The sequence below is a fragment of the Rhodococcus sp. NPDC076796 genome (assembly GCF_040702765.1).
Classification (GTDB): domain Bacteria; phylum Actinomycetota; class Actinomycetes; order Mycobacteriales; family Mycobacteriaceae; genus Rhodococcoides.
On the sequence record NZ_JBFBMS010000001.1, the window covers coordinates 891,337 to 910,323 of the forward strand.

Here is an 18,987-nt window from a genome sequence, read left to right on the forward strand (position 1 = left end):
GCTTCTTTTAAGCTTGCTTTCAGTCAAAGGAAACAGGTTCTTACGCTTCGGAACGAACGTCAGGACACTGTCTGTGGATGCGGCGGGGGTCGATTCACGGAGTTCGGAGACATCTGCCCATCGCACTCGACCCATGTGGAATGGATATGTTGAATCGTCAGAATCCCCGCGTCAGTGTCGTCATCCCGACGCTCAACGAGGCCGCGAACCTTCGCCACGTCCTCCCCCTGCTCTCTCACGACTACGAGCTCGTGCTGGTCGACGGTGGATCCGTCGACGGCACCATCGACGCGGCACGCGAGATCCGCGGTGACATTCGCATCATCAAGCAGACCCGCAAGGGCAAGGGCAACGCGCTCGCCTGCGGCTTCGAGGCCGCTACCGGTGACATCATCGTCATGTTCGACGCCGACGGTTCCGCCGATGCTGCCGAGATCCCGCGCTTCGTCGACGCCTTGATCGCCGGTGCCGACTTCGCCAAGGGCAGCCGGTTCTGCGAGGGTGGCGGAAGCCACGACATCACGCCGCTGCGCCGCGCCGGCAACGGTGGCCTGCACCTCGTGGCCAACACGCTCTTCGGAACTCGCTTCTCGGATCTCTGCTACGGCTACAACGCCTTCTGGCGCGATCTGGTGCCGGTCCTGGACCTGCCCGTCGTCGATCAGCCGGGTGCCGAGGGCATGATGCTCTGGGGCGACGGTTTCGAGATCGAGACCATCATCAACTGCCGCTTCGCCGAGGCGTCCGTGCGCATCGAGGAAGTGCCGAGCGTCGAGCTGGCCCGCATCTACGGCCAGAGCAATCTGCGCACCTTCTCCGACGGCTTCCGGGTGCTACGCACCCTGATGACCGAGCGCATGCGGGCACGCAAGATCGCCCGCAAGTCCATCGCCCGTCCGTTGCGAGAGTCGATCGACGCCCGTACCGACATGGACCTCGAGTTCGAGGCTCTGGAGTCGTACAACGAGGTTCTCGAACTCCGCGAGAAGACGGCGTGAGTCTGCCGACTTCCTCGGTTGTCATCTGCGCGTACACGTTGGCTCGATGGTCCGAACTCCGGGCCGCCGTATCGGCCGTCCTCGATCAGGATGTGCCTGCCGACGAACTGATCATCGTCATCGATCACAATGCGCAACTGGCCGCACGTGCACGCGACGAGTTCTCGCCGCTGCACCGGACCGTGAACGTGGTGGAGAACAACCACCCTCGCGGCCTCTCCGGAGCGCGCAACACCTCGCTCGATCTTGCAACCGGTGAGATCGTCGTCTTCTTGGACGACGACGCCTCACCGCGCACCACAGAGTGGCTCGGAGCCATTCTGTCCCATTACTCGGACGATGCCGTGTACGCCGTTGGGGGCTCTGCATACCCGGTATGGCCGGACAAGCGTCCGGCCTTCTTACCGGCCGAGGTAGTGGGTGAACCCGGCGAACTCGATTGGGTCGTCGGGTGCACCTACCGCGGGCAGCCAACGGAAACCGCTCAGGTCCGCAATCTCATGGGCGCGAACATGTCGTTCCGCCGTGAGCCCGTCGTCGCACTCGGCGGATTCGTCTCCGGCATCGGCCGGATCGGACGCGTCCCGCTCGGCTGCGAGGAGACGGAGCTGTGCATCCGACTGCGCCAGACGCATCCGGACGCGCAGATCGTGTTCGATCCCTCGATCGTCGTCGATCACACGGTCAGCGCAGACCGCACTCGACCGCGCTACCTCATCACGCGCAGCTACGCCGAGGGCGTGTCCAAGGCCGCCATCGCCCGGTTGATCGGGGCCGAGGACGCACTGTCCTCGGAGCGGGCCTACACCGCCAAGATCCTGCCTCGCGCAGTCGGCCGGGAGACCAGCGCCGCTGCGCGCGGCAACCCGGCACGCGCGTGGGGTGCGATGGCCGTGGTCGCCAGTGTCGGGGCGGCCGGAATCGGCTATGCCCGAGGCAAACTCAGCACGAGCCGCTAGCGGCACGTGCACGAAACTTCGTAGCCCACTACGAATTTCTGCTCACGACCCAGGCTGCTCACGGCCGCGGTGCCACCGAGGCCCGCTCGATCGAATTCAGTGCTCGAACGTGGCCGCGCGGCGCGGCTGGCCCTCGGCTCACGAGAGTCAGCGTACGAGGTTCGTTCGGTGCCAGGTGGAACCACGAGTCGGACACCTCGAAGCCGTCGATGTCGACGCAGACGTACTGCGCCGGCCAGTCGGACCGGACAGTCAATTCCCATGTTCCAGAACCTGTTTCGGTGACACTTGCGGTCAATCCCACCGTGTTCTGACGGGTCTGCGCGCCGACGAGCGCGGTGGTTCGCGTCACCTCCACGCCGCTGTCGTCCAGGAACGCGGCCGTGACGGCTGAGTAGGTTCGACTGCCGAAGCGGTAGGCGTGGTTGACGTCGGTGAAGGTGCCGACGATGGAATCCACCGTCAGTGCGATGGACCCGTTCGCCGGGGCGTTCACCGTGCGCTCGAACTCGTGGCTGCCGCGAGAAGCGTGCAACACCACTCGGATAGTGCCCGAGCGCGCCGGTCCGTCGTTGACCAGCTCCACCGAATAGCCGTCGAGTCCGTTGTCGGACAACAGCAGTGCCACCGGGGCGCTTGCCCGAGCCAACGCGTAGAAGGGAGCCTTGGGCACGCCGGCGGTATCGACGATGCCCCAGCCTGCGCCGGGCACGGTGTCTCGTAGCGTCAGCACGAGGGCTCCGGCGCACCCCGAGGATGCTCGACGCCAATGGCCGAACGCTTCGGTGAACGCTTCGACGATCGCCGCCCTACCGTAATCGAGGTACAGTTCTGCGTCGTCGCGCCGAATCAGGTGGGGGTCGACGCCGAAGATCTGGCGTACGTAGTGATCTCGCACGTCCTCGAAATCCCAGGACGAGCCGCGGTCACGTGGGATCGCGGCCTTCCAGTCCGGGTGGTGACCGGCGACGGCCGCGGACCCGAAGAATTTCTCCACCTGCGCCCGTTCCGGGGGGACTGCGAAGGCCAGGCACTCTGCCGCGAAACGCACTCCGGCAGTGCGGATATCGGACAATGGTCGGAGGTAGCCGCCCACCCCGAAATAGTGCGCGATGCCGTCGCCCACATGCGTGTGCAACTCGCCCTGAGCACTGGACGGGCTCGATGTCACGTATGCGACTCCGGGTACACGATCGGCGAGGAATTCGGGAATAATGCTGTCCAGCATCACCATTCGTTGATCGTCGGCTGCAATCCCCAACATCGTGGGTTGCTGCTGAGTCTCACTTCCGCCACTGACGACAACCAGGGCCGGGTTGGCCGAGACGGCGTCTGCGAATGCGCCGAGCTCGCGGGTGACCGCTGCGGTGTACGTGTCATCGGTGGGCGGGTCGATGGTGCCGAACATGACGTCCTGCCACACCATGATGCCCAATTCTGCGCACAGGGACCAGAATTCGGGCTGCTCGTACACCAGGGTGCCGACGACGCGCACCATGTTCAGGCCCGCCGATCGGAACTGCTCGAGCGCCGCCCGCAGATCGGGCTCCGGCGACCACAACCGCACCGGGTCCAGCGGGGTCCACGTTCCTCCGCGGCAGAAGACGCTCTCGCCGTTGACCGTCAGTACTGCGCCGCCGGCCGTACGGTCCAGATCCACCGTACGAAACCCGACGACGCCCATGGAATGCAGGGTGCCGTCCACCTCGAGCGCGACGCGATACGTTCGCGGTCGGCCGTGTGTGTGGGGCCACCAGAGTTCGACGTCGGGCAGCGTCACCGCCGAGTCGATACGCTCGACGGTTCCGAGCTCGAAGGCCCTGTCGTCGATCATGATTCGAGCCACCCCCGGAGCATCCAGGTCGGCGCGCAGTGCGACGATGCCGTCCGTACCGGATACCGTCGTCGACAGGGCGACGCGACGAACCTCGGGGATCACCGTCATCGACACCGGGCGCCAAAGTCCGACGGGTACCGGAAGGGGCCCGTACACGGGTGCGCGTCCGAGCATGGTCGTCCGCTCGTGTCGCAGCCCTTGGGCAGCGATCAGCGACGATCGCCACCGACCGCGGGGGCGTCGAGACTTCAGATGTGCTGCCAGCGATTCGATGTGGACGGCGATGGTGACGGTGTCACCACAGTCCGACAGATCGAGAGTCTCGGGAACGAACATCGAGGTCACGGTCCTGCGATGAATACCATCGATCCAGATCTGAGCACGGGTCGCGATGCCACCGAATCTCGCTCGCACCCGGCGATGGCCGCCGGTGGAGACGTCGGCGACGAACCACCAGTCGTGGTCGTCCGGATTCACTGCGAGTGCGTGCCCCAGCGCGGTGGCAACCGTGCCCGGCACCACCGCGTCGATCCAGTCGAGCTCGTCCGGTAGGTCGCCGGGGGCGAGAACGGAACCGGCGTCGGTTCGGGCCAGCCGCCACCGAGCGCCGTCGAGCAGATCGATCACGTGCCCAATGCACCTGCAACGATGTCCATGGCCGCCGTCCAGTTCTTGCTCATCTCGATCAGCGGCTCGTCGAGCACCACATCCCGGCCACGTGCGGCGCGGGCCATCCGGAACTGAACGGCCTTGGCACCGGAGGCCGCGTCGAGGAAATACGGAGTGGCCGCGGCGGCACCCGTCACGCCTCTGCCTTCGAGGTAGTGCACGTAGTTGGCCGCGAGTTCTGCCGTTGCACCGAATTGGCGGAGCAGGCCGAACGACCACAGGTGGAATGCGTCGGGACCCGCGGTCTGCACGAGCGGGATGTCGGCGATGACGCGGCGGGCCAGTGCATCGACCGGATTGCCCGGAGCGCGGCGGGCCAGGTGTGCGCGAGCGACATCGAGATCACGATCCTCGAAACCGGCGTCGAGCACGGTGGAGTCCACTTTGATCTGCTCGACGTACGGCAGCAACACCTCGGCATGCGGTTCCGGAGCGAGATTGAAGATCCCGTCGAAATCGGCTCCGGTGAGCTCGAAGTAGCCGCGATTGTGGAAGTACCCCATCACCTTGCCCTCGCGATCGACGAGGTTCGGCACGATGGTGGTCTTGGTGTGCTGATTGCGGTAACTGGTCCCCGCGGTGTCGGGCAGCCAGAAGCCGTCGACCTCCACGGTGACGTGGATGCCGTCTTCCAGGCCTTCGACGACGTGCTCGAGTACAGGACGCCACACGTTCATCTCAGCGACGCCGATGCCGTACAGGGCGCGGAGGTCCTCGGGCGCGATCTTCACGAAGTCCCACTGTCGCCCGTCGCATCCCGCGCTCAGCACGAAGGCGAGCGCAGGAGTGGGATCGGCACCGAAGGAGTGCAGAACTTCGATCCACAGGTCGACGTAGCAATTGGTTTCGGTCCAGATGCGGTCGTGATTGTGTATCGGGTGTGGCCGGTAACTGATGGGGTCGAGTTCGAGGACTCGTAGGCTGGTCCCGAGCCTGTCCAGCACTGCATCGTTCGACATGAAGCCTCTCCTACCGGATCGAATGTCGGACGGTCCCCGAGCCGCATTTGTCCGTATTGCCTGTATCCAGGCCCCTAATCCTAACGAATCGGTTTGTTCTTCGCACTCGATCGGACGGTAGGATTGTTTTTGCCCGGGCAAACTATTTTCTGGGCCACCATCTCGACAACAACGACATCCGCCCCCGGTAACGGGGGCAATCACAGAGCGAGCAGTCGGTTCCGCGCCGGTAATGCTGGTGCGCAGCTTGTTCGTGATGGCACTTGCATAGAGGCTCTGAGCTGGGCACATGCCGAGTGTAGACAACACCTGACACATCCACGCCCAACTCGGGCACGCAATAGGAGGCACGAGCGCGATGCGCCGTTTCGCGTCCAGCGCAGCGCTGGTCATCGGCTGGGCTCTGCTCGCTGTCGTATTCGGAATGTTCCTCGTTCGCCAGATTGGTGTGACGGAGATCACTTTTGTTGCGTTCGTCGTCGGGGCACCGTATCTCGGTGTCGCCTCGATCATCGCCGTGATCCTGTTCGCCGCAGCGCGCTCCCGCATCGGGTCGGCAGTCGCAGTACTGCTCACCGTCGCCGTCGTCGGCGTCCAGGTGCCGATGTTCCTCGCCGACGGCCCGGACAACACCGGCCCTGAACTGTCGGTCCTGACGATCAACGTCGCGCACGGCGACGCAGACGCCGAGTCCATCGTCGACGCGGTGCGCAGCAATGACGTCGACATTCTCGCGGTACAGGAACTGACCCCGGAGGAAGTGACCGATCTCCAGGCCGCGGGTATCGACGACCTACTACCGTTCTCCTTCACCGCTGCACTGCCGGTGGCCGATGGCACCGGGCTGTGGAGCCGCACCCCGTTGACCGACGGCACCCGCCTCGACAACTTCGGATTCGTACCGGTCCAGGCGAAAACCACCGTCGACGGGCAGGATCTGACCGTCGTCTCGTTCCACGCGATGTCTCCTGCCACGCCGCGCCACACCACCGAGTGGGACGCCGACCTGGCCCGGATGCGGTCGATCATGGACACCTACCAGGGCACCGTGCTCGTCGCGGGCGATTTCAACGCCACCAACGACCATCGGCAGTTCCGCACGTTGGCGTCGTCCCCGTTCTCCGACGCGGCAGACGGGGCGGGCGCGGGACTGTTCCGCACGTTCCCGTCGGAGCGTCCGCTCGCGCGTTTGGACCATGTGGTGACGAGTGAGAACGTCCGCGCCCGGTCGGTCGAGCCCGTGGCGATCCCGGAGAGCGATCACCTGGCGGTTCTCGCGGAGTTGCAGCTGCCCTGACCTCGGGTGTCTAGAAGCGGGGCAACTCGATCACCGGTGGCGGGGGCAGCTGGATCTGCGGCAGCTGAATCTGTGGCAGGCCGGGTATCAGCGGCGGCGGGGCGGGCGCGGGCGCGGGTGCGACGGGCGGCACGTATTCCGGCTCGGAGTAGGTGCGGGCCGGGGCCTGAGCGGCCTCGGTGGTCGGCGGAACGGTGGTGGTCGGCGGCGCGGTGGTGGGCGGCGCGCTCGTCCTCGGCGTTGTGGGATCGGCGGTGGCAGGCGTACTCGTCTCCGCCGGTGCACTCGTCGGTTCCGTGGAACTGCCGCCGTACCCGAGGGACAACCCGAGCGCAGCGACGGCAACGAGGCCACCTGCGACGAGCACTGCGCCCCGCACCTTGCGCTTGGAATCGGCGGGCTTGTCGGCAGTGGGCTCGGGGCTCAACCAATCCGGAGCCCCGGTCAACGATGCGGGACCGGACGGAGACTGCCGAACGCCCGGCTGCGGGTTCGGTTGACGTGGTGCATCGGCCACCGGGGTCGCGAGCAGCGCTGCGCCGCGTGCGGCCACCGATTCCGGGTTCGCCGGGGTGACGACGGGGAGGCCGATCCACGCACTGAGAATCGATTCGACCAGCGGAATGCGCGCTCCGCCGCCGATGAGGAAGAGAGCGTCGACGTGCTTGGGTGAACGACCGATCACGTCACGCACCAACCGCGCCGAGTACTCGATGGGAACGGTCACCAGGGACTCGAACGCCTCGCGCGAGATCAGGATCACGCCGCCGTCACCGGGTAGGCACACCGCGCCGCTGGTCGACAGCTGCTCCTTGGCCACGCGGCACCGTGCGGTGAACTCGCTCAGTTCCTGATTGTCGGCAATGTCGACGCCCTGCTTGGCGAGCTGATTGTCCGAGATGAGGCGATCGAAATCGTCACCGCTGATGTCGATGGTGCGCTCGGCGAGCAGAACCTGCCCGGTACCGCGGTCGATGACGCTGATCGTCAATCCGGAGCTGCCGAGATCGTAGAGAGCGATGGTGCCGAAGTGTCCCAGCTCTCCCGACGCCTCGAGGTACTGCAACGCTGCTCGCGCCTCGGGAACCAGCCGGTAGTTGTAGAGCCGCTGACTCGCCATCGCCTGCTGGATCTCGCCGAACTGCTGCTGGTCCCGGTACGCGACACCTGTCGCTTGCACCGGTCCACCGTCGCCCGGCTGCGAGAGCACGACGCCGATCGATTCGGCGGCCAGTTCCTCCGCGCGGTCCCAGTAGGCGTCGACGGTGTCGTGGTGGAAATCGAGGCGACCCGGATCCTGAGGGCGCGCGTCGGGACGAGCCATGCGCACTGCACTGGCCCCCACCGACACACCGAGAACTTCGGTCATTACCCGCCTTCGGTCGACTTCCCCGTGAACACACGCCGAGACTCATTGTCACGAACAAGTCTCGATCCCCCTGCCAATGGCTCACTGTAGCGCGTCCCGTGGTGCACAGTGCAGCACCCGACCACAGCACTACAGTTGCGCCCATGCGCGTTCTGTTCGTCTGCACCGGGAACATCTGCCGATCGCCCACAGCCGAGCGACTTGCTGCCGCATTCGCGCGTGAAGGTGGGTTCGAGCTGACCGCGAGCAGCGCCGGAACGCAGGGCTTGACCGGACACGCCATGGACCCGACGGCAGCGACGGTGCTGACGCAGCTCGGCGGTGACCCGGACGGTTTTGTTGCCCGACGCCTCACGCCCGCGATCGCTGCCGACGCCGATCTCGTTCTGACGATGACGGCGGCACATCGCGATGCCGTCCTGGCGCTTGCACCGCGGCAGATGCGTCGCACCTTCACGCTGCTCGAGGCGGCCGGTCTCGCCGCCGCGTCGGGCGCGCACTCCATCGCGACCCTGGCCGACGCACGGGCGGTGCACCGTGTCGACACACTCGACATCGGCGATCCGTATCGGCGCGATCACTCGGTGTACGAGGAGGCCGGGGAGTTGATCGCGGAGACGCTCCCCCAGGTTCTGCGGTTGTCGACGCAGTGAACGTCCATCTCTCACCGAGCCGCTCGCTGAGGTAACGTTCTCGCATCATTGCCGACCATCCGGGTCCGGCCACGGCGTTAGGGTCTGTGCATGCGCGACAAGGTCATCGCGTCGGCAGCAGTGGCGAGCGCCGGCCTGGCAGTCGCCGTGGGCTTGACCATCGGCGCGCTCGGTGGCGCGTTCGACGACACGAGCCAGACGGTTCGTCCGCCCGCTCTGAAGTCGGACAGCCTGAGTTCGGTCGAGTCGACGCCGGCCTCGACGATCGTCATCGTCCCGCCGTCACCCACCTGGCAGGTCGCGGTACCCACCACCGCTCGCCCCACGACGACCACTCCGGATCGGCCCGAGACCACGACGCGAAGCCCGCGCCGAACCCCGTCCTCGGACCGGACGACCACCACCACCTCCGCGGACGATTCGGATGATTCGGATGATTCGGACGACGAAAGCAGCACCACGGAAACCGAATCCGACTCCGGGCGCTAGGCACCGGCAGAGGTCGTCAGCCGGGCTTCGTCAGCGCCGTGTTGTCACCGATTCGCAACGCGGCCACCAATTCTCGGTAGAGCGAGTCGGTGTTCATGAGCTCGGAGTGCGTGCCCCTGGCGCGGACCACTCCGTCCTCCATCACGAGGATCGTGTCGGCGTCGAGCACGGTGGACAACCTGTGCGCGATGGTCACCACAGCGGAGTCGATCGCGATCGATCGGATCACCTCGTGGATTGCCGCCTCGGTGCGGCCGTCGACCTGAGCGGTTGCCTCGTCGAGCAGGAGAATTTCCGGACGTCGAACGATGGCCCTGGCCAACGCAATTCGTTGACGCTGTCCACCGGAGACGGTCGATCCGATCAGGTCGGTGTCCAGTCCTTCGTCCAGCGCGCGGATCGCCGAGTCCAGATGCACCGACTCGAGCGCCGCCCAGATGTCGGCTTCGCCGGCCTCGGGATGGCTGAACAGTAGGTTCTCGCGGATCGAGCCGGGGAGCACCGGCGTCTCCTGCTCCACGTAGGACAACCGGGCTCGCACCTCGTCGATGGTCAGCTCGTCGTACGGAATTCCGCCGAGCCTGATCTCGCCGGCCTCGGGCGTCAGGAAGCGCAGGATCAAGGAAAAGACGCTGGTCTTGCCCGCTCCCGACGGTCCGACGATCGCGGTGTGTCCACGCGCGGGCACCTCGAGGTCGATTCCGCGCACGGCCGGCTCCCTACCCGGTGCGTATCGGGCTGTGACGCTGCGGAATTCGAGAGCCGGAGCGGGCGCTTCGCTCTTCGCCGACCGCGTCGAACCCGTCTCACCTTTTTCGGTGACCAGATCGTCGATCTGGCGAATACGGGCAGCCGCGGCCATTCCGGCCTGCAGTGCGGTGATGTTCGTGGCCAGCGTGGACACCGGTCCCATCACCTGGAATGCGTACAGCAGAAACGCGATCAGGCTGGACACGGCCAATGCCCCGGTACTGACGCGATAGCCGCCGAGACCGAGGATTCCGATGATCGCCAGCTGTACTCCGCCCCCGGCGAACGTCCATGCCAACGCGGAGATCTTGACCGCCCGGACGCTGTGCTGGGCGGAGATTCGCGCCTCGGAGATGACTCGCTCCGATTCGCGGGCCTCGGCCCTGCTGGACTTGACGGTACGAATGGCCCGCAGCGTGCCGTCGAGAATTCCGCCGAGGCGGCCCACCGCTTCCTGGGATTGCCGCTGCGCGACGGCGATCGGAGGCATCAGGCGCGCGAACAGCACCGCGATCGCAATGATGGCCGAGGCGATCGCGCCGAGCAGCACCAGATCGAGCACGGCCATGAGAATCAGTGCGCCGACGAGGCCGACCACACTGTTGACTATGGCCACCAACGCATTCGACGTGGCCTCGCGGAGCAGAACGGTATCGGAGGTGACCCGGGTGACGAGTTCTCCGGTGGGCCGAGTTCCCAGACTTCCCACCGTGGCACCGAAGTACTTGCGCACGATGGATTTACGGGCGTCCAGGACCACGCGTTCGGCGAGGACCCCCAGCACGATCCATTGCAGATACAGCACCAGCGAACCGACAACCAGCAGACCCACCAGGATCAGCACCGGCTGGATCAGGGATGCGTCGGTGCCGAGGCCGTCGAGCACTCCTTTGGCGACCATCGGCGTCGCCAGCGCTGCCCCGGTGCCGATCAGGCCGAGTGTCAGGCCCAGGACAAGGGTCCGACGGTGCGGCCGGACGAATTGCCACAGCACGCGCAGATTCGGGACCGTGATCTTCTTCCTCTCTGCGGTAGCGATCTGCACGTCGACCATGGCACCAGTGTGCCGGATGGAAGGGTCGGTCTAGATCGCGTCCCAGATCATGTGCACGGTCGTACCGTTCTGGTCCGAGGTGACGGCGGCGCTGTCGGCCAACGCCCGCATGAGCGGCACCCCTCGCCCGCGGTTGGGATCGGAGTTGTGCGATGCCCAGTCCCCGCGATCGGTCACCTTCACTTCTATTCGACCCTCCGCGGCACACGAAACCCGAATGTCGAGTGTTCCGCGATCGGTGTGGTCTCGATACGCGTGCTCGACGCTGTTCGCTATCGCCTCGTACGTGGCCAGCACCACGTCGTATGCACGATCGGGGTCGACGCCCACAGTGCCCAACCAGTCACCGAGCTCACGACGAAGCTCCGACGCTCGATCCGCATCGGCAGGTTCGCCGGTGAACAGCAGTTCTTCCATTCGCGCACCTGCCGTCGAGATCGAACTGTCGGTACGTGAGTCGTCACCTCCGAAGAGAGTCGCCATCATGAATCCCGTCTACCCAAAAGTTCAGGATCTACCCGCATGAATTGCAACGAATGCTTCGTCGACCGTTGCATAGATTCCGAACACCTCGTCCAAACCGACGAGAGTGAGGGGACGACCGGTGGCCGGACCATCCGCGACCACCGCAAACCCGGCCTCGCCGCCGAGCTGCTGATGCGTCGACGCCAACAGAGACATGCCCGCGGAGGCGAGAAATCCCACATCGCTGAGGTCGATCACCACAGCCGTCGGCGATTTCTCGAGCACGAGAGCAACCGACTCGGACAGATCAGGAGCGGTCACCAGATCCAGTTCACCGGACACTGCAAGAACCACGTCCTGATCACGCCATTCCACAATCACATCGAAGTGCTGGGGCCCGAGGCCCGTGTCGTCCGCAGTCACACGAAGACTTTACCTCGGCGCACCCTGGCAGACTTTCTTCCACTCAGCCGAGTGGCCCGACTCCCGTTAGGCTCGCTTCGGTGATCGAGGGACAGCATTGACGTGAACCGTCGCGGATCTCGCCGTCGTTCGGTCGGCGAATATGTTGCCGTCACGGTCGGCGGCGCGGTCGGTGCGGCGTTGCGGTACGAGGTCTGGACGTGGCGGGCATCGCCGAGGTGGCTGCTGGTGAGCACGTTCGGAGTCAACGTGTTCGGATGTCTCGTCGTCGGTGCGGCGTTGGGATACCTGTGGGGTCGTCCGGCTCCGGTTGCCCGAGCAGGAGTGTTCGGGCTGGCGTGCGGGTTCACCACGTTCAGCCTGTACGCATTCCACGCCGTGACGCATCGCGGTGCCTGGAATTCGGTTGTCTACCTGCTGGCCACACCGGTGGTGGCGCTCGTGGCAATGGCACTCGGTGCGGCGATCACCAGGCCCAGGCCGGGCAGCACACGATGACGACGATGCTCCTGGTGGCCGCCGGTGGCGGACTCGCTGCGCTCGGGCAGTTCGTGTTCGCGCACGCGATCAGGTCTCGGCGACGGTTGTCCGCACTCAATCTGGTGGCGTGCGCGGCGTTGGGATTGGTGTTCGCTCTCGATCCCCCGGACCGGTTTCGTTCGCTGGTGGGCGTCGGATTTCTGGCGTCGGTGGCTCCGATGGCCACGGTGGTGCTGGCTACGCTCCGGCTCACTCGAACCCAGCAGTATCGCAGCGCTGCAACGTTCTTCGCTGCGAATGTGGTGGGCGGTGTCGCCGCGGTGATGTTCGGCTTCCTGGCGTGGAAGTCCGGCATCACGCTCTATCACAAGATCTTCTGACTCGGATCCGTCAGTCGCTCGTCGAGTCCTCGCACGGCCCTTGCACTCCGGCCTTGACGAATCCCGCGATCTGATAAAGGTAGGTGAATTCCCACTCGACGAGCGAGAAGTCGTAGGTGCGTGGCGTCGGACGCATGGTGACGGTGCCGTCGAAGCATTGATCGAAGATGTAGCGGGCGCGCGGTAGGTGGTAGCGCCAGGTGACGACGATGACGTGGTTCCAGCCCCGTTCGCGGGCGAGTTCCTGGGTGAAGATCGCCTCTCCCCGCGTGGTCGACGGAACGGGTGGAATGCACAGCACCTCGAACTTCTGCGAGGATGCTTCGCACGCCTTCTTCATCGTCGAGTCACCGGACCCGTAGGGATCGGAGAGCACCACCGTCTTCGCCAGACCCTGCTCGGCGAGCGAGATTCCGTATGCCTCGCGGCCGTCGTGTTCGCCGCCCAGTACGACGATGGCGTCGGCCGTGGTCAGTGGATCGACGCGAGCCTTGGTGAACGCGACGTAGCCGCCGACACCGATCGCAGACACCAGGACAACAGGAATCGCGAAGGCGAGAAACAGCAGCAACCGTCCGCGGAACACCTCACCAGGTTAGGGAAGGTGCACCGCGGGCGCGCGATCAGCGACTCAGATCACTCGCTCGGCTGAGGCACTGTGACGTTGCAGTCGGAGACCTCGGGATTGACGCCGAAGTAGTTGAGCGGTCCTGCGACGACGGTGAGGGCGATGGTGCCCGCGCCTGCGCAGTTCTCGGGTGTGCTCTCGAAGTCTCCACGCTGGTACGACGCGAATGCGCCGACTATCAGCCAGACGAGAACGATCAATGTCACGAATCTCATGGTGCCCCCTTAGGCGGTCAGCCGCCGTTCGGCTGTCGGGAGCCAGGTATGTCCGATTGTCGCAGTCTTCAAACCGCTACTGGTCGTTCTGCCTGGACAGTGTCTGAGACAGGTAGTCGCTCAGCGCCTGTTCCTGGACGCGATCGAGGGCACGGGCCAACTCTGCTTGCGCAGATTTCATCGCCAGACTGCGCATCTTCTCGAACATCTCGGTGGTCTCGGCCACCTCCCCCGACTTCGGCAGCCAACCCGGACCGTGCTGGCTGATCAAGTGGTCGGTCACGCTCCCCACCATCGACTCGGCGATGGCGTTCATCTTCGACGCGGTTCTCTCGTGTTGGTCGAGCAGTTGTTCGAGGGTGAAGCCGTACTGGCTCAGATCGACGAAGACTTCGAGGAGAGTGGGGTCGAGAATCTCGCACTGGTCGCCGTCGATTCTGATCAGCTTCGCTTCGATCAGTCGCGCGACGATGTGGTCGTTGTCCTCGCCGAGAAATTGAGCGATCAGTTCGACGGGAATGACCGTGGTCTCGCCCGACGACCATTTACGGGTCACGATTTCCTGAAGGCCCAAGATTTCACTCAGGTCTTTGCCCTGCTCCCAGCCCGAGAGGAAATCGGCGATGTGCGCCGAGGTGAAACCGCGCTGCAGCAGCGAATCGATCATCTTCAGCCGCGTCAGATGGTCGTCGCCGTAGATGCCGACTCGTCCTCGGAGCGTGGGCGGCGGCAACAGTCCGCGTTCCTGGTACGCCCGCACGTTGCGAGTGGTCGTCTTGGCCTCCCGGGCCAAGTCGTCGATTCGATACTCCACCGAGCTCCCTACCTCCGCCGCGCGTCGACCCACAGGATATACACCGATCACGCGACGAAAGAGGGAGCCGGGTCGGTACGTCATCGCACGGGATGCGCGCTCGGCAGCTTGTGCACCTCGGCCGGATTCTTCGGGAGAATGCCCATTCTCTGATTCCTTCGTGTCTTCAGGAGTGTGCGACGGCCGGGGTGGGCTCGAAATCGAGGCCGACGCCGCGCGGGATGGTGGTGTAATCGCCGGGCTCGACGCGTCGGAGTTGGTTGACGTACTGCGTCGCGAACCCGGGGAACATGGTGGCGTTGAAGCCGTCCTCGGTGAGGTACCAACTGCTGCAGCCGGAATTCCATGTGGTCTTGCCGAGCTTGCGCTGCAGTTCGGCGTTGTAGGAATCCTGCACGTCCTGCCGAACGTCGCAGCTGTGCAGATCGCCGTCGAGCACCAGGGAGATCGCCTCGACGATGTAGTCGATCTGAGCCTCCATGTACACCAGTGCCGAACTGTGGCCGGGACCGGAGTTCGGGCCGAAAGTGAAGTACATGTTCGGGTAGCCGGACACGGCAATGCTCTTGTACGCCTTGGCCCCTGCGCTCCATTCGTCGGCCAGCACACGGCTGTCGCGTCCGGTGATCGGTATGGGGGTCCCGGTGTTCGAGACGTCGAATCCGGTGGCGAACACGATCGCGTCGAACTGATGCTCGACGCCTTCCACGGTGCGAATTCCCTTGGGTGAGAGCGTCGCGATCGGCCACGTCACCAGCGTGCAGTTCGGCTTCTGCAGCGCCGGGTAGTAGTCGCTCGTCATCAGCAGCCTCTTGCACCCGGCCCGGAAGCGAGGTGTCAGTTGCCGCCGCAGCCAGGGATCGCGCACCTGACGACGCAGATGCACTCGACCGACGAGTTCGACAATCCGGGTCAACGGGGTCTTCCAGACGACACCGAGTGCGACGGACTCGTGTCCCCAGAACCACAGCGAACGTGCCAGCGTCTGTGTCTGCGGGTATCGCGCGTATCGACGCTTGGTGCCCGGCTGCGTCTTTCGATTCATTCTGGGCAACGTCCAACCCGGGGTGCGTTGGAACACCTTGACCGTATCGGCGATCTTCACAAGTTCGGGAACGATCTGCACTGCGCTGGCTCCGGTTCCGACGACGGCGATCTTCTTGCCGGCGAAGTCGAAGTCGTGATCCCACCGCGCACTGTGGATCTTGTGCCCCTCGTAGGTGTCGATGCCGCGAATGTTCGGCAGGCTGGCATTGGCGAGCGGACCCGACGCCATCACCACCGTGCGCGCTCGAACATCGGCGCGCCCGTCGATGCTCAGGTGCCAATGCCCGGACGCCTCGTTCCAGATGATGTCGACTACGTTGTGTCCGAATCGAATACGCGACTCGATATCGAACTCGTCCACCATCGTGTGGATGTAGTCGAGAATCTCACCGCTACCGGAGTAGGTGTGCGACCAGTTCGGATTGGGCGCGAAGCTGTACGAGTACAACCGGGACGGGATGTCGCAGGCTGCGCCCGGGTAGGTGTTGTCTCGCCAGGTTCCACCGACCGCGCTACCGCGTTCGAGGATGACGAAATCCTCGATTCCACTGTTGCGCAATCGAATGGCGGTACCGATTCCGGCGAATCCTGCACCGACGATCACCGCGTCCAACACACCTTCACGCACATCGAATCCGTTCATGCGACGGGCTCGTAGGTCAGTTCCTTTGCCCAGGTGGGCTCGGAATTGAGGGTCTTGCTCGGGTACCGGCGAGTGAGCTTCACCAGTCCGTCCGCCAGGAGGTGATACGGGTGCTTGCGATTGATCACGATGCTGCCGTGCCACTGCACGATTCGATACATCGGCACCCGGAGCGCCTGAGGACTGCGTTCGCCGACACTCTTGAACCGCTTCATCGCGGTGTACAGCCGCTCTTCGTCGACGCCCATCTCGACGATGTTGTCGCGCATCTTGTTCAGCAGCGGGATGTAGCGAAGCGTTCCGACGATGAGGGCCGGGTTCATCCACGCACCGACGGTGTCGACCAGAATCTTGCGCATCCGTGAATGTCCGAGCAGTTCTATGACGGCGAAATCGACTGCCAGATGGCGTGATTCGTCGGAGTTGATCTTCTTGAAGACTGCCTGACACACCGGATCGTTGATCTCGTCCATGATGAACTTCACCAGTGCGCCGTCCAGCGCCACCTCGAGCATCGGTATGACGGTCCCCAACACGGCCAGCGACAGCCCGTCGGAATGCTTGTCGAGCCAGTCGATGACGAGCTTGACGTTGATGTTGGGCTCGGGCATCTCGTCGCCGTCGAGCATGCCCCAACGTCGCATGAGAGCGAGCTCGGCGTTGGCATGCTTCTGCTCCTCCGCGTGGAAGTAGCGATAGATCTCGGCCAGCGTCTCGGTCGGTGCCTTCAGCGCCATCGCTGCGAAACCCCGTGCTCCCACGTTCTCGATCCACATGAGATCGGACATGAAAGGCTTGAGCTTGGCGTGCAGCTCAGGGCTGATCGTCTCGGCACCCGGTCCGTCCCAATCGATATCGGCCAGCGCCCATTGACGGTCCTTGATCTTGGTCAGCATGTCGTCGAAATCCATTGCCATGTCAGGCTCCTGAGGTTGTGGAAGTGAGTGTTTCGGTCTTCGCGGGTACCTGTTCGGCGGGCATCACGCGGTTCAACAATCCGAGTACTCGCACGTACACCGCAGGCAGCAGTCTCTTGAACCGCCAGACGGCTTTGGCGTCGAACTGGGGCACCACGTACAGCCGACCCCGGTCGAATGCGTCGAGGGTTCTGATCGCGATCTTGTCGGGTGAACGTCCGGTCCAGCGCATCGCGAACTCGGCCAACCGTGATGAACTCGACGTGATTCGGCCGTCGACGGCCACGTTGGTCTTGACGAACGTCGGGCACAGGACCGACACGCGCACACCGGTACCCGACAGCTCCGCGGCCATCGTTTCCGACAGCGACATCACCGCGGCCTTACCCACGTTGTACGGCCCCATCAACGGTGCGGCGGCGAAGCCCGCGGCGGAGGCGACGTTGATGATCCCGCCCTCGCCTGCGGCACGCAGCCCAGGGGTGAACACCTCGCAGCCGTGGATCACGCCCCACAGGTTGATCCCCAGAGCCCAGTTCCAATCCTCGAAACCGACTTCTCCGACGTGCTTTCCGCCGATCCCGACTCCGGCGTTGTTGATCACCACAGTCGTCGGTCCGTCGAATTCGACGGCAGCACGGAGCGCAAGCTCCTCGACGTTCTCACGAATCGACACATCGCACTCGACGGCGTATCCCTCGGCGCCGAGTGCGTGGATCATGGCGACCGTCTCCTGCGCTCTGGGCAGTGAGATGTCGGCGCACATGACGACGCCTCCGCGGCGGGCCAGTTCGAGTGCGAAGGCGCGGCCGATGCCGCTACCTGCGCCGGTCACCACCGCTCTCGACCCGTACGAGGGTTTTCCGGCCTTGGTCCTCATCAGCTCACCTGTTCCTTCGAATCATCCTGTACGACTTGGTTGTCGAGCGTATGGGCGATGAACTCGGCTGCACGCTCGAGCGCGAGTTCGGCCTCGGGTATCAACCTCGGGAGAGCTTGGAACACGTGCATCTGATCGGGCCAGATCTCGAGTTCGCTGCTGCCGCCGGCCATGTCGATCATCGAGTGCAGGTGCCGCGCGTCGGCGCGCAGCATCTCGGCTCCACCCACCTGGATCAACGTGGGTGGCAGGTCTCGCACGAGGGCGAGGTCGAGCCGCAGCCGCGGAAGGTCGGCCGCGTTGCCGTCGGTGTAGAGCTTTACGAGTGCTCGCGCCGATGCCGCAGAGATCATCGGGTCCTTGCGGATTCGCTCGGTCTGCGCCGAGAGCTCGAAGTCGAGATCGATCAACGGCGAGAACAGCACCACTGCACCCGGCTGCGGCGTCCCGGTTCGGTCGTTCTCGATGATCAGGTCTGCGGCGAGGTGGCCGCCTGCCGAGTCTCCCGCGATGACGATGTTCTTTGCGCGGTACCCCTGTTCGAGGAGCCGGCGGTAGGCCGATTCGATGTCGTCGGCCGCTGCGGGAAACGGATGTTCCGGTGCCAGCCGGTAGTCCACCGTGAACACCGGCAGGCCGGTGGACCTCGACAACCTCGCGGTCAGCCCACGATGCGTGCGGGCCGAGCAGATGACGTACGCGCTGCCGTGGAGGTAGAGAATCACGCGCTCCCCCGGTGTCACACCGGCTGCGCGGACCCATTCGCCGCGGACGGAACCGTCTGCAACGAGGTCCACGGACGTTCCTCTCGGAACGGGACCGAACAGGTTCATCGATGCGGCGACGATGCGTCGGGAGACCCTGATACCTCTGCGGTTCGTCGGTAGGGCGCTGGTCAGAGGCCGCAGGGACCATCGAGTGGCGAAGGCTGCCACTCGGGCTCGCGGTGACCCGACGGCTGCGATACCGGTGGGCACGAAGGCAACATCTGTGGTTGAACTCACGACGTCACCTTCACTCCCTATTCGCCATTTGTCAATGGCCTATTAATTAGTGGCGAA

General features: G+C 64.6%; 20 protein-coding genes. 7 read left to right on the top strand and 13 right to left on the bottom strand.

Features of this window, described 5'->3' with window-relative positions:
* Window positions 1-140: 140 nt before the first annotated feature.
* Complete coding sequence (locus AB0366_RS04060; RefSeq protein ID WP_128646749.1) at window positions 141-998, top strand: glycosyltransferase family 2 protein; 858 nt, start codon at window positions 141-143, stop codon at window positions 996-998.
* The gene (locus AB0366_RS04065) at window positions 995-1,957 is read left to right on the top strand and encodes a glycosyltransferase family 2 protein (protein WP_366242788.1); all 963 of its coding nucleotides are present in this window, start codon (window positions 995-997) and stop codon (window positions 1,955-1,957) included. The genes AB0366_RS04060 and AB0366_RS04065 overlap by 4 nt, the downstream gene beginning before the upstream one ends.
* Before the next feature lie 58 nt (window positions 1,958-2,015).
* Here the strand turns inward: AB0366_RS04065 and AB0366_RS04070 are convergent, their stop codons facing one another.
* Together AB0366_RS04070 and AB0366_RS04075 are read right to left on the bottom strand one after the other, a co-directional pair.
* A complete protein-coding gene (locus tag AB0366_RS04070; RefSeq protein WP_366242789.1) occupies window positions 2,016-4,421 on the bottom strand; it encodes a glycoside hydrolase family 2 protein in 2,406 nt (801 codons plus the stop codon).
* Entirely contained in the window at window positions 4,418-5,422 is a 1,005-nt protein-coding gene (locus AB0366_RS04075; protein ID WP_366242790.1) for a DUF1839 family protein, read from the bottom strand. Before AB0366_RS04075 ends, AB0366_RS04070 begins: the two co-directional genes overlap by 4 nt.
* 358 nt (window positions 5,423-5,780) lie before the next feature.
* Between AB0366_RS04075 and AB0366_RS04080 the strand changes: the two genes are divergently transcribed.
* Window positions 5,781-6,719: an endonuclease/exonuclease/phosphatase family protein gene (locus AB0366_RS04080; protein WP_366242791.1), complete on the top strand. Its 939-nt coding sequence runs from the start codon at window positions 5,781-5,783 to the stop codon at window positions 6,717-6,719.
* A gap of 10 nt (window positions 6,720-6,729) precedes the next feature.
* On the opposite strand, the gene AB0366_RS04085 is transcribed toward AB0366_RS04080, so the two are convergent.
* Window positions 6,730-8,088 (bottom strand): Hsp70 family protein, encoded by a 1,359-nt coding sequence (locus tag AB0366_RS04085; RefSeq protein WP_366242792.1) that lies wholly within the window; start codon window positions 8,086-8,088, stop codon window positions 6,730-6,732.
* A 143-nt stretch (window positions 8,089-8,231) separates the two neighbouring features.
* Between AB0366_RS04085 and AB0366_RS04090 the strand changes: the two genes are divergently transcribed.
* The gene (locus AB0366_RS04090) at window positions 8,232-8,741 is read left to right on the top strand and encodes a low molecular weight phosphatase family protein (RefSeq protein ID WP_366242793.1); all 510 of its coding nucleotides are present in this window, start codon (window positions 8,232-8,234) and stop codon (window positions 8,739-8,741) included.
* A gap of 90 nt (window positions 8,742-8,831) precedes the next feature.
* A complete protein-coding gene (locus tag AB0366_RS04095; RefSeq protein WP_366242794.1) occupies window positions 8,832-9,230 on the top strand; it encodes a hypothetical protein in 399 nt (132 codons plus the stop codon).
* A 16-nt stretch (window positions 9,231-9,246) separates the two neighbouring features.
* Here the strand turns inward: AB0366_RS04095 and AB0366_RS04100 are convergent, their stop codons facing one another.
* Genes AB0366_RS04100 through AB0366_RS04110 form a run of 3 tightly spaced genes read right to left on the bottom strand, consistent with a single transcriptional unit; the run spans window position 9,247 to window position 11,874 of the window.
* Window positions 9,247-11,034 carry an ABC transporter ATP-binding protein gene (locus AB0366_RS04100; protein ID WP_366242795.1) on the bottom strand — a complete coding sequence of 596 codons (1,788 nt, stop codon included), beginning with the start codon at window positions 11,032-11,034 and terminating at the stop codon, window positions 9,247-9,249.
* A gap of 30 nt (window positions 11,035-11,064) precedes the next feature.
* Window positions 11,065-11,520: an ATP-binding protein gene (locus AB0366_RS04105; protein ID WP_121871050.1), complete on the bottom strand. Its 456-nt coding sequence runs from the start codon at window positions 11,518-11,520 to the stop codon at window positions 11,065-11,067.
* A gap of 21 nt (window positions 11,521-11,541) precedes the next feature.
* A complete protein-coding gene (locus AB0366_RS04110) occupies window positions 11,542-11,874 on the bottom strand; it encodes an STAS domain-containing protein (protein WP_032396377.1) in 333 nt (110 codons plus the stop codon).
* A 150-nt stretch (window positions 11,875-12,024) separates the two neighbouring features.
* Here AB0366_RS04110 and AB0366_RS04115 point away from each other — a divergent pair, with 150 nt between their 5' ends.
* Together AB0366_RS04115 and AB0366_RS04120 are read left to right on the top strand one after the other, a co-directional pair.
* The gene (locus tag AB0366_RS04115; protein ID WP_237669011.1) at window positions 12,025-12,420 is read left to right on the top strand and encodes a CrcB family protein; all 396 of its coding nucleotides are present in this window, start codon (window positions 12,025-12,027) and stop codon (window positions 12,418-12,420) included.
* Window positions 12,417-12,782: a CrcB family protein gene (locus tag AB0366_RS04120; RefSeq protein ID WP_128644961.1), complete on the top strand. Its 366-nt coding sequence runs from the start codon at window positions 12,417-12,419 to the stop codon at window positions 12,780-12,782. The genes AB0366_RS04115 and AB0366_RS04120 overlap by 4 nt, the downstream gene beginning before the upstream one ends.
* Window positions 12,783-12,792: 10 nt before the next feature.
* Here the strand turns inward: AB0366_RS04120 and AB0366_RS04125 are convergent, their stop codons facing one another.
* The 7 genes from AB0366_RS04125 to AB0366_RS04155 all read right to left on the bottom strand — a co-directional run bounded on the left by AB0366_RS04125 (window position 12,793) and on the right by AB0366_RS04155 (window position 18,930).
* The gene (locus AB0366_RS04125) at window positions 12,793-13,368 is read right to left on the bottom strand and encodes a YdcF family protein (RefSeq protein WP_366242796.1); all 576 of its coding nucleotides are present in this window, start codon (window positions 13,366-13,368) and stop codon (window positions 12,793-12,795) included.
* Between the two features lie 50 nt (window positions 13,369-13,418).
* Entirely contained in the window at window positions 13,419-13,625 is a 207-nt protein-coding gene (locus AB0366_RS04130; RefSeq protein ID WP_121871054.1) for a hypothetical protein, read from the bottom strand.
* Between the two features lie 76 nt (window positions 13,626-13,701).
* Window positions 13,702-14,439 carry a MerR family transcriptional regulator gene (locus AB0366_RS04135; RefSeq protein ID WP_121871055.1) on the bottom strand — a complete coding sequence of 246 codons (738 nt, stop codon included), beginning with the start codon at window positions 14,437-14,439 and terminating at the stop codon, window positions 13,702-13,704.
* A gap of 166 nt (window positions 14,440-14,605) precedes the next feature.
* Window positions 14,606-16,129 (bottom strand): NAD(P)/FAD-dependent oxidoreductase, encoded by a 1,524-nt coding sequence (locus AB0366_RS04140; RefSeq protein WP_366242797.1) that lies wholly within the window; start codon window positions 16,127-16,129, stop codon window positions 14,606-14,608.
* A complete protein-coding gene (locus AB0366_RS04145; protein WP_366242798.1) occupies window positions 16,126-17,046 on the bottom strand; it encodes a ferritin-like domain-containing protein in 921 nt (306 codons plus the stop codon). The genes AB0366_RS04140 and AB0366_RS04145 overlap by 4 nt, the downstream gene beginning before the upstream one ends.
* A 1-nt stretch (window position 17,047) precedes the next feature.
* On the bottom strand, window positions 17,048-17,926 hold the full coding sequence (locus AB0366_RS04150) for an SDR family NAD(P)-dependent oxidoreductase (RefSeq protein ID WP_366242799.1): 879 nt from the start codon (window positions 17,924-17,926) through the stop codon (window positions 17,048-17,050).
* Window positions 17,926-18,930 carry an alpha/beta hydrolase gene (locus tag AB0366_RS04155; protein ID WP_366242800.1) on the bottom strand — a complete coding sequence of 335 codons (1,005 nt, stop codon included), beginning with the start codon at window positions 18,928-18,930 and terminating at the stop codon, window positions 17,926-17,928. Before AB0366_RS04155 ends, AB0366_RS04150 begins: the two co-directional genes overlap by 1 nt.
* Window positions 18,931-18,987 lie beyond the last annotated feature (57 nt).

What these genes read in the sequence shown, in the direction of transcription:
- AB0366_RS04080 (WP_366242791.1), top strand. Translation starts at nt 5,781, where the DNA reads ATGCGCCGTTTCGCGTCCAGCGCAGCGCTGGTCATCGGCTGGGCTCTG.
- AB0366_RS04150 (WP_366242799.1), bottom strand. Translation starts at nt 17,926, where the DNA reads ATGAGGACCAAGGCCGGAAAACCCTCGTACGGGTCGAGAGCGGTGGTG.
- AB0366_RS04060 (WP_128646749.1), top strand. Translation starts at nt 141, where the DNA reads ATGGATATGTTGAATCGTCAGAATCCCCGCGTCAGTGTCGTCATCCCG.
- AB0366_RS04140 (WP_366242797.1), bottom strand. Translation starts at nt 16,129, where the DNA reads ATGAACGGATTCGATGTGCGTGAAGGTGTGTTGGACGCGGTGATCGTC.
- AB0366_RS04085 (WP_366242792.1), bottom strand. Translation starts at nt 8,088, where the DNA reads ATGACCGAAGTTCTCGGTGTGTCGGTGGGGGCCAGTGCAGTGCGCATG.
- AB0366_RS04105 (WP_121871050.1), bottom strand. Translation starts at nt 11,520, where the DNA reads ATGATGGCGACTCTCTTCGGAGGTGACGACTCACGTACCGACAGTTCG.
- AB0366_RS04145 (WP_366242798.1), bottom strand. Translation starts at nt 17,046, where the DNA reads ATGGCAATGGATTTCGACGACATGCTGACCAAGATCAAGGACCGTCAA.
- AB0366_RS04130 (WP_121871054.1), bottom strand. Translation starts at nt 13,625, where the DNA reads ATGAGATTCGTGACATTGATCGTTCTCGTCTGGCTGATAGTCGGCGCA.
- AB0366_RS04095 (WP_366242794.1), top strand. Translation starts at nt 8,832, where the DNA reads ATGCGCGACAAGGTCATCGCGTCGGCAGCAGTGGCGAGCGCCGGCCTG.
- AB0366_RS04075 (WP_366242790.1), bottom strand. Translation starts at nt 5,422, where the DNA reads ATGTCGAACGATGCAGTGCTGGACAGGCTCGGGACCAGCCTACGAGTC.
- AB0366_RS04120 (WP_128644961.1), top strand. Translation starts at nt 12,417, where the DNA reads ATGACGACGATGCTCCTGGTGGCCGCCGGTGGCGGACTCGCTGCGCTC.
- AB0366_RS04090 (WP_366242793.1), top strand. Translation starts at nt 8,232, where the DNA reads ATGCGCGTTCTGTTCGTCTGCACCGGGAACATCTGCCGATCGCCCACA.
- AB0366_RS04100 (WP_366242795.1), bottom strand. Translation starts at nt 11,034, where the DNA reads ATGGTCGACGTGCAGATCGCTACCGCAGAGAGGAAGAAGATCACGGTC.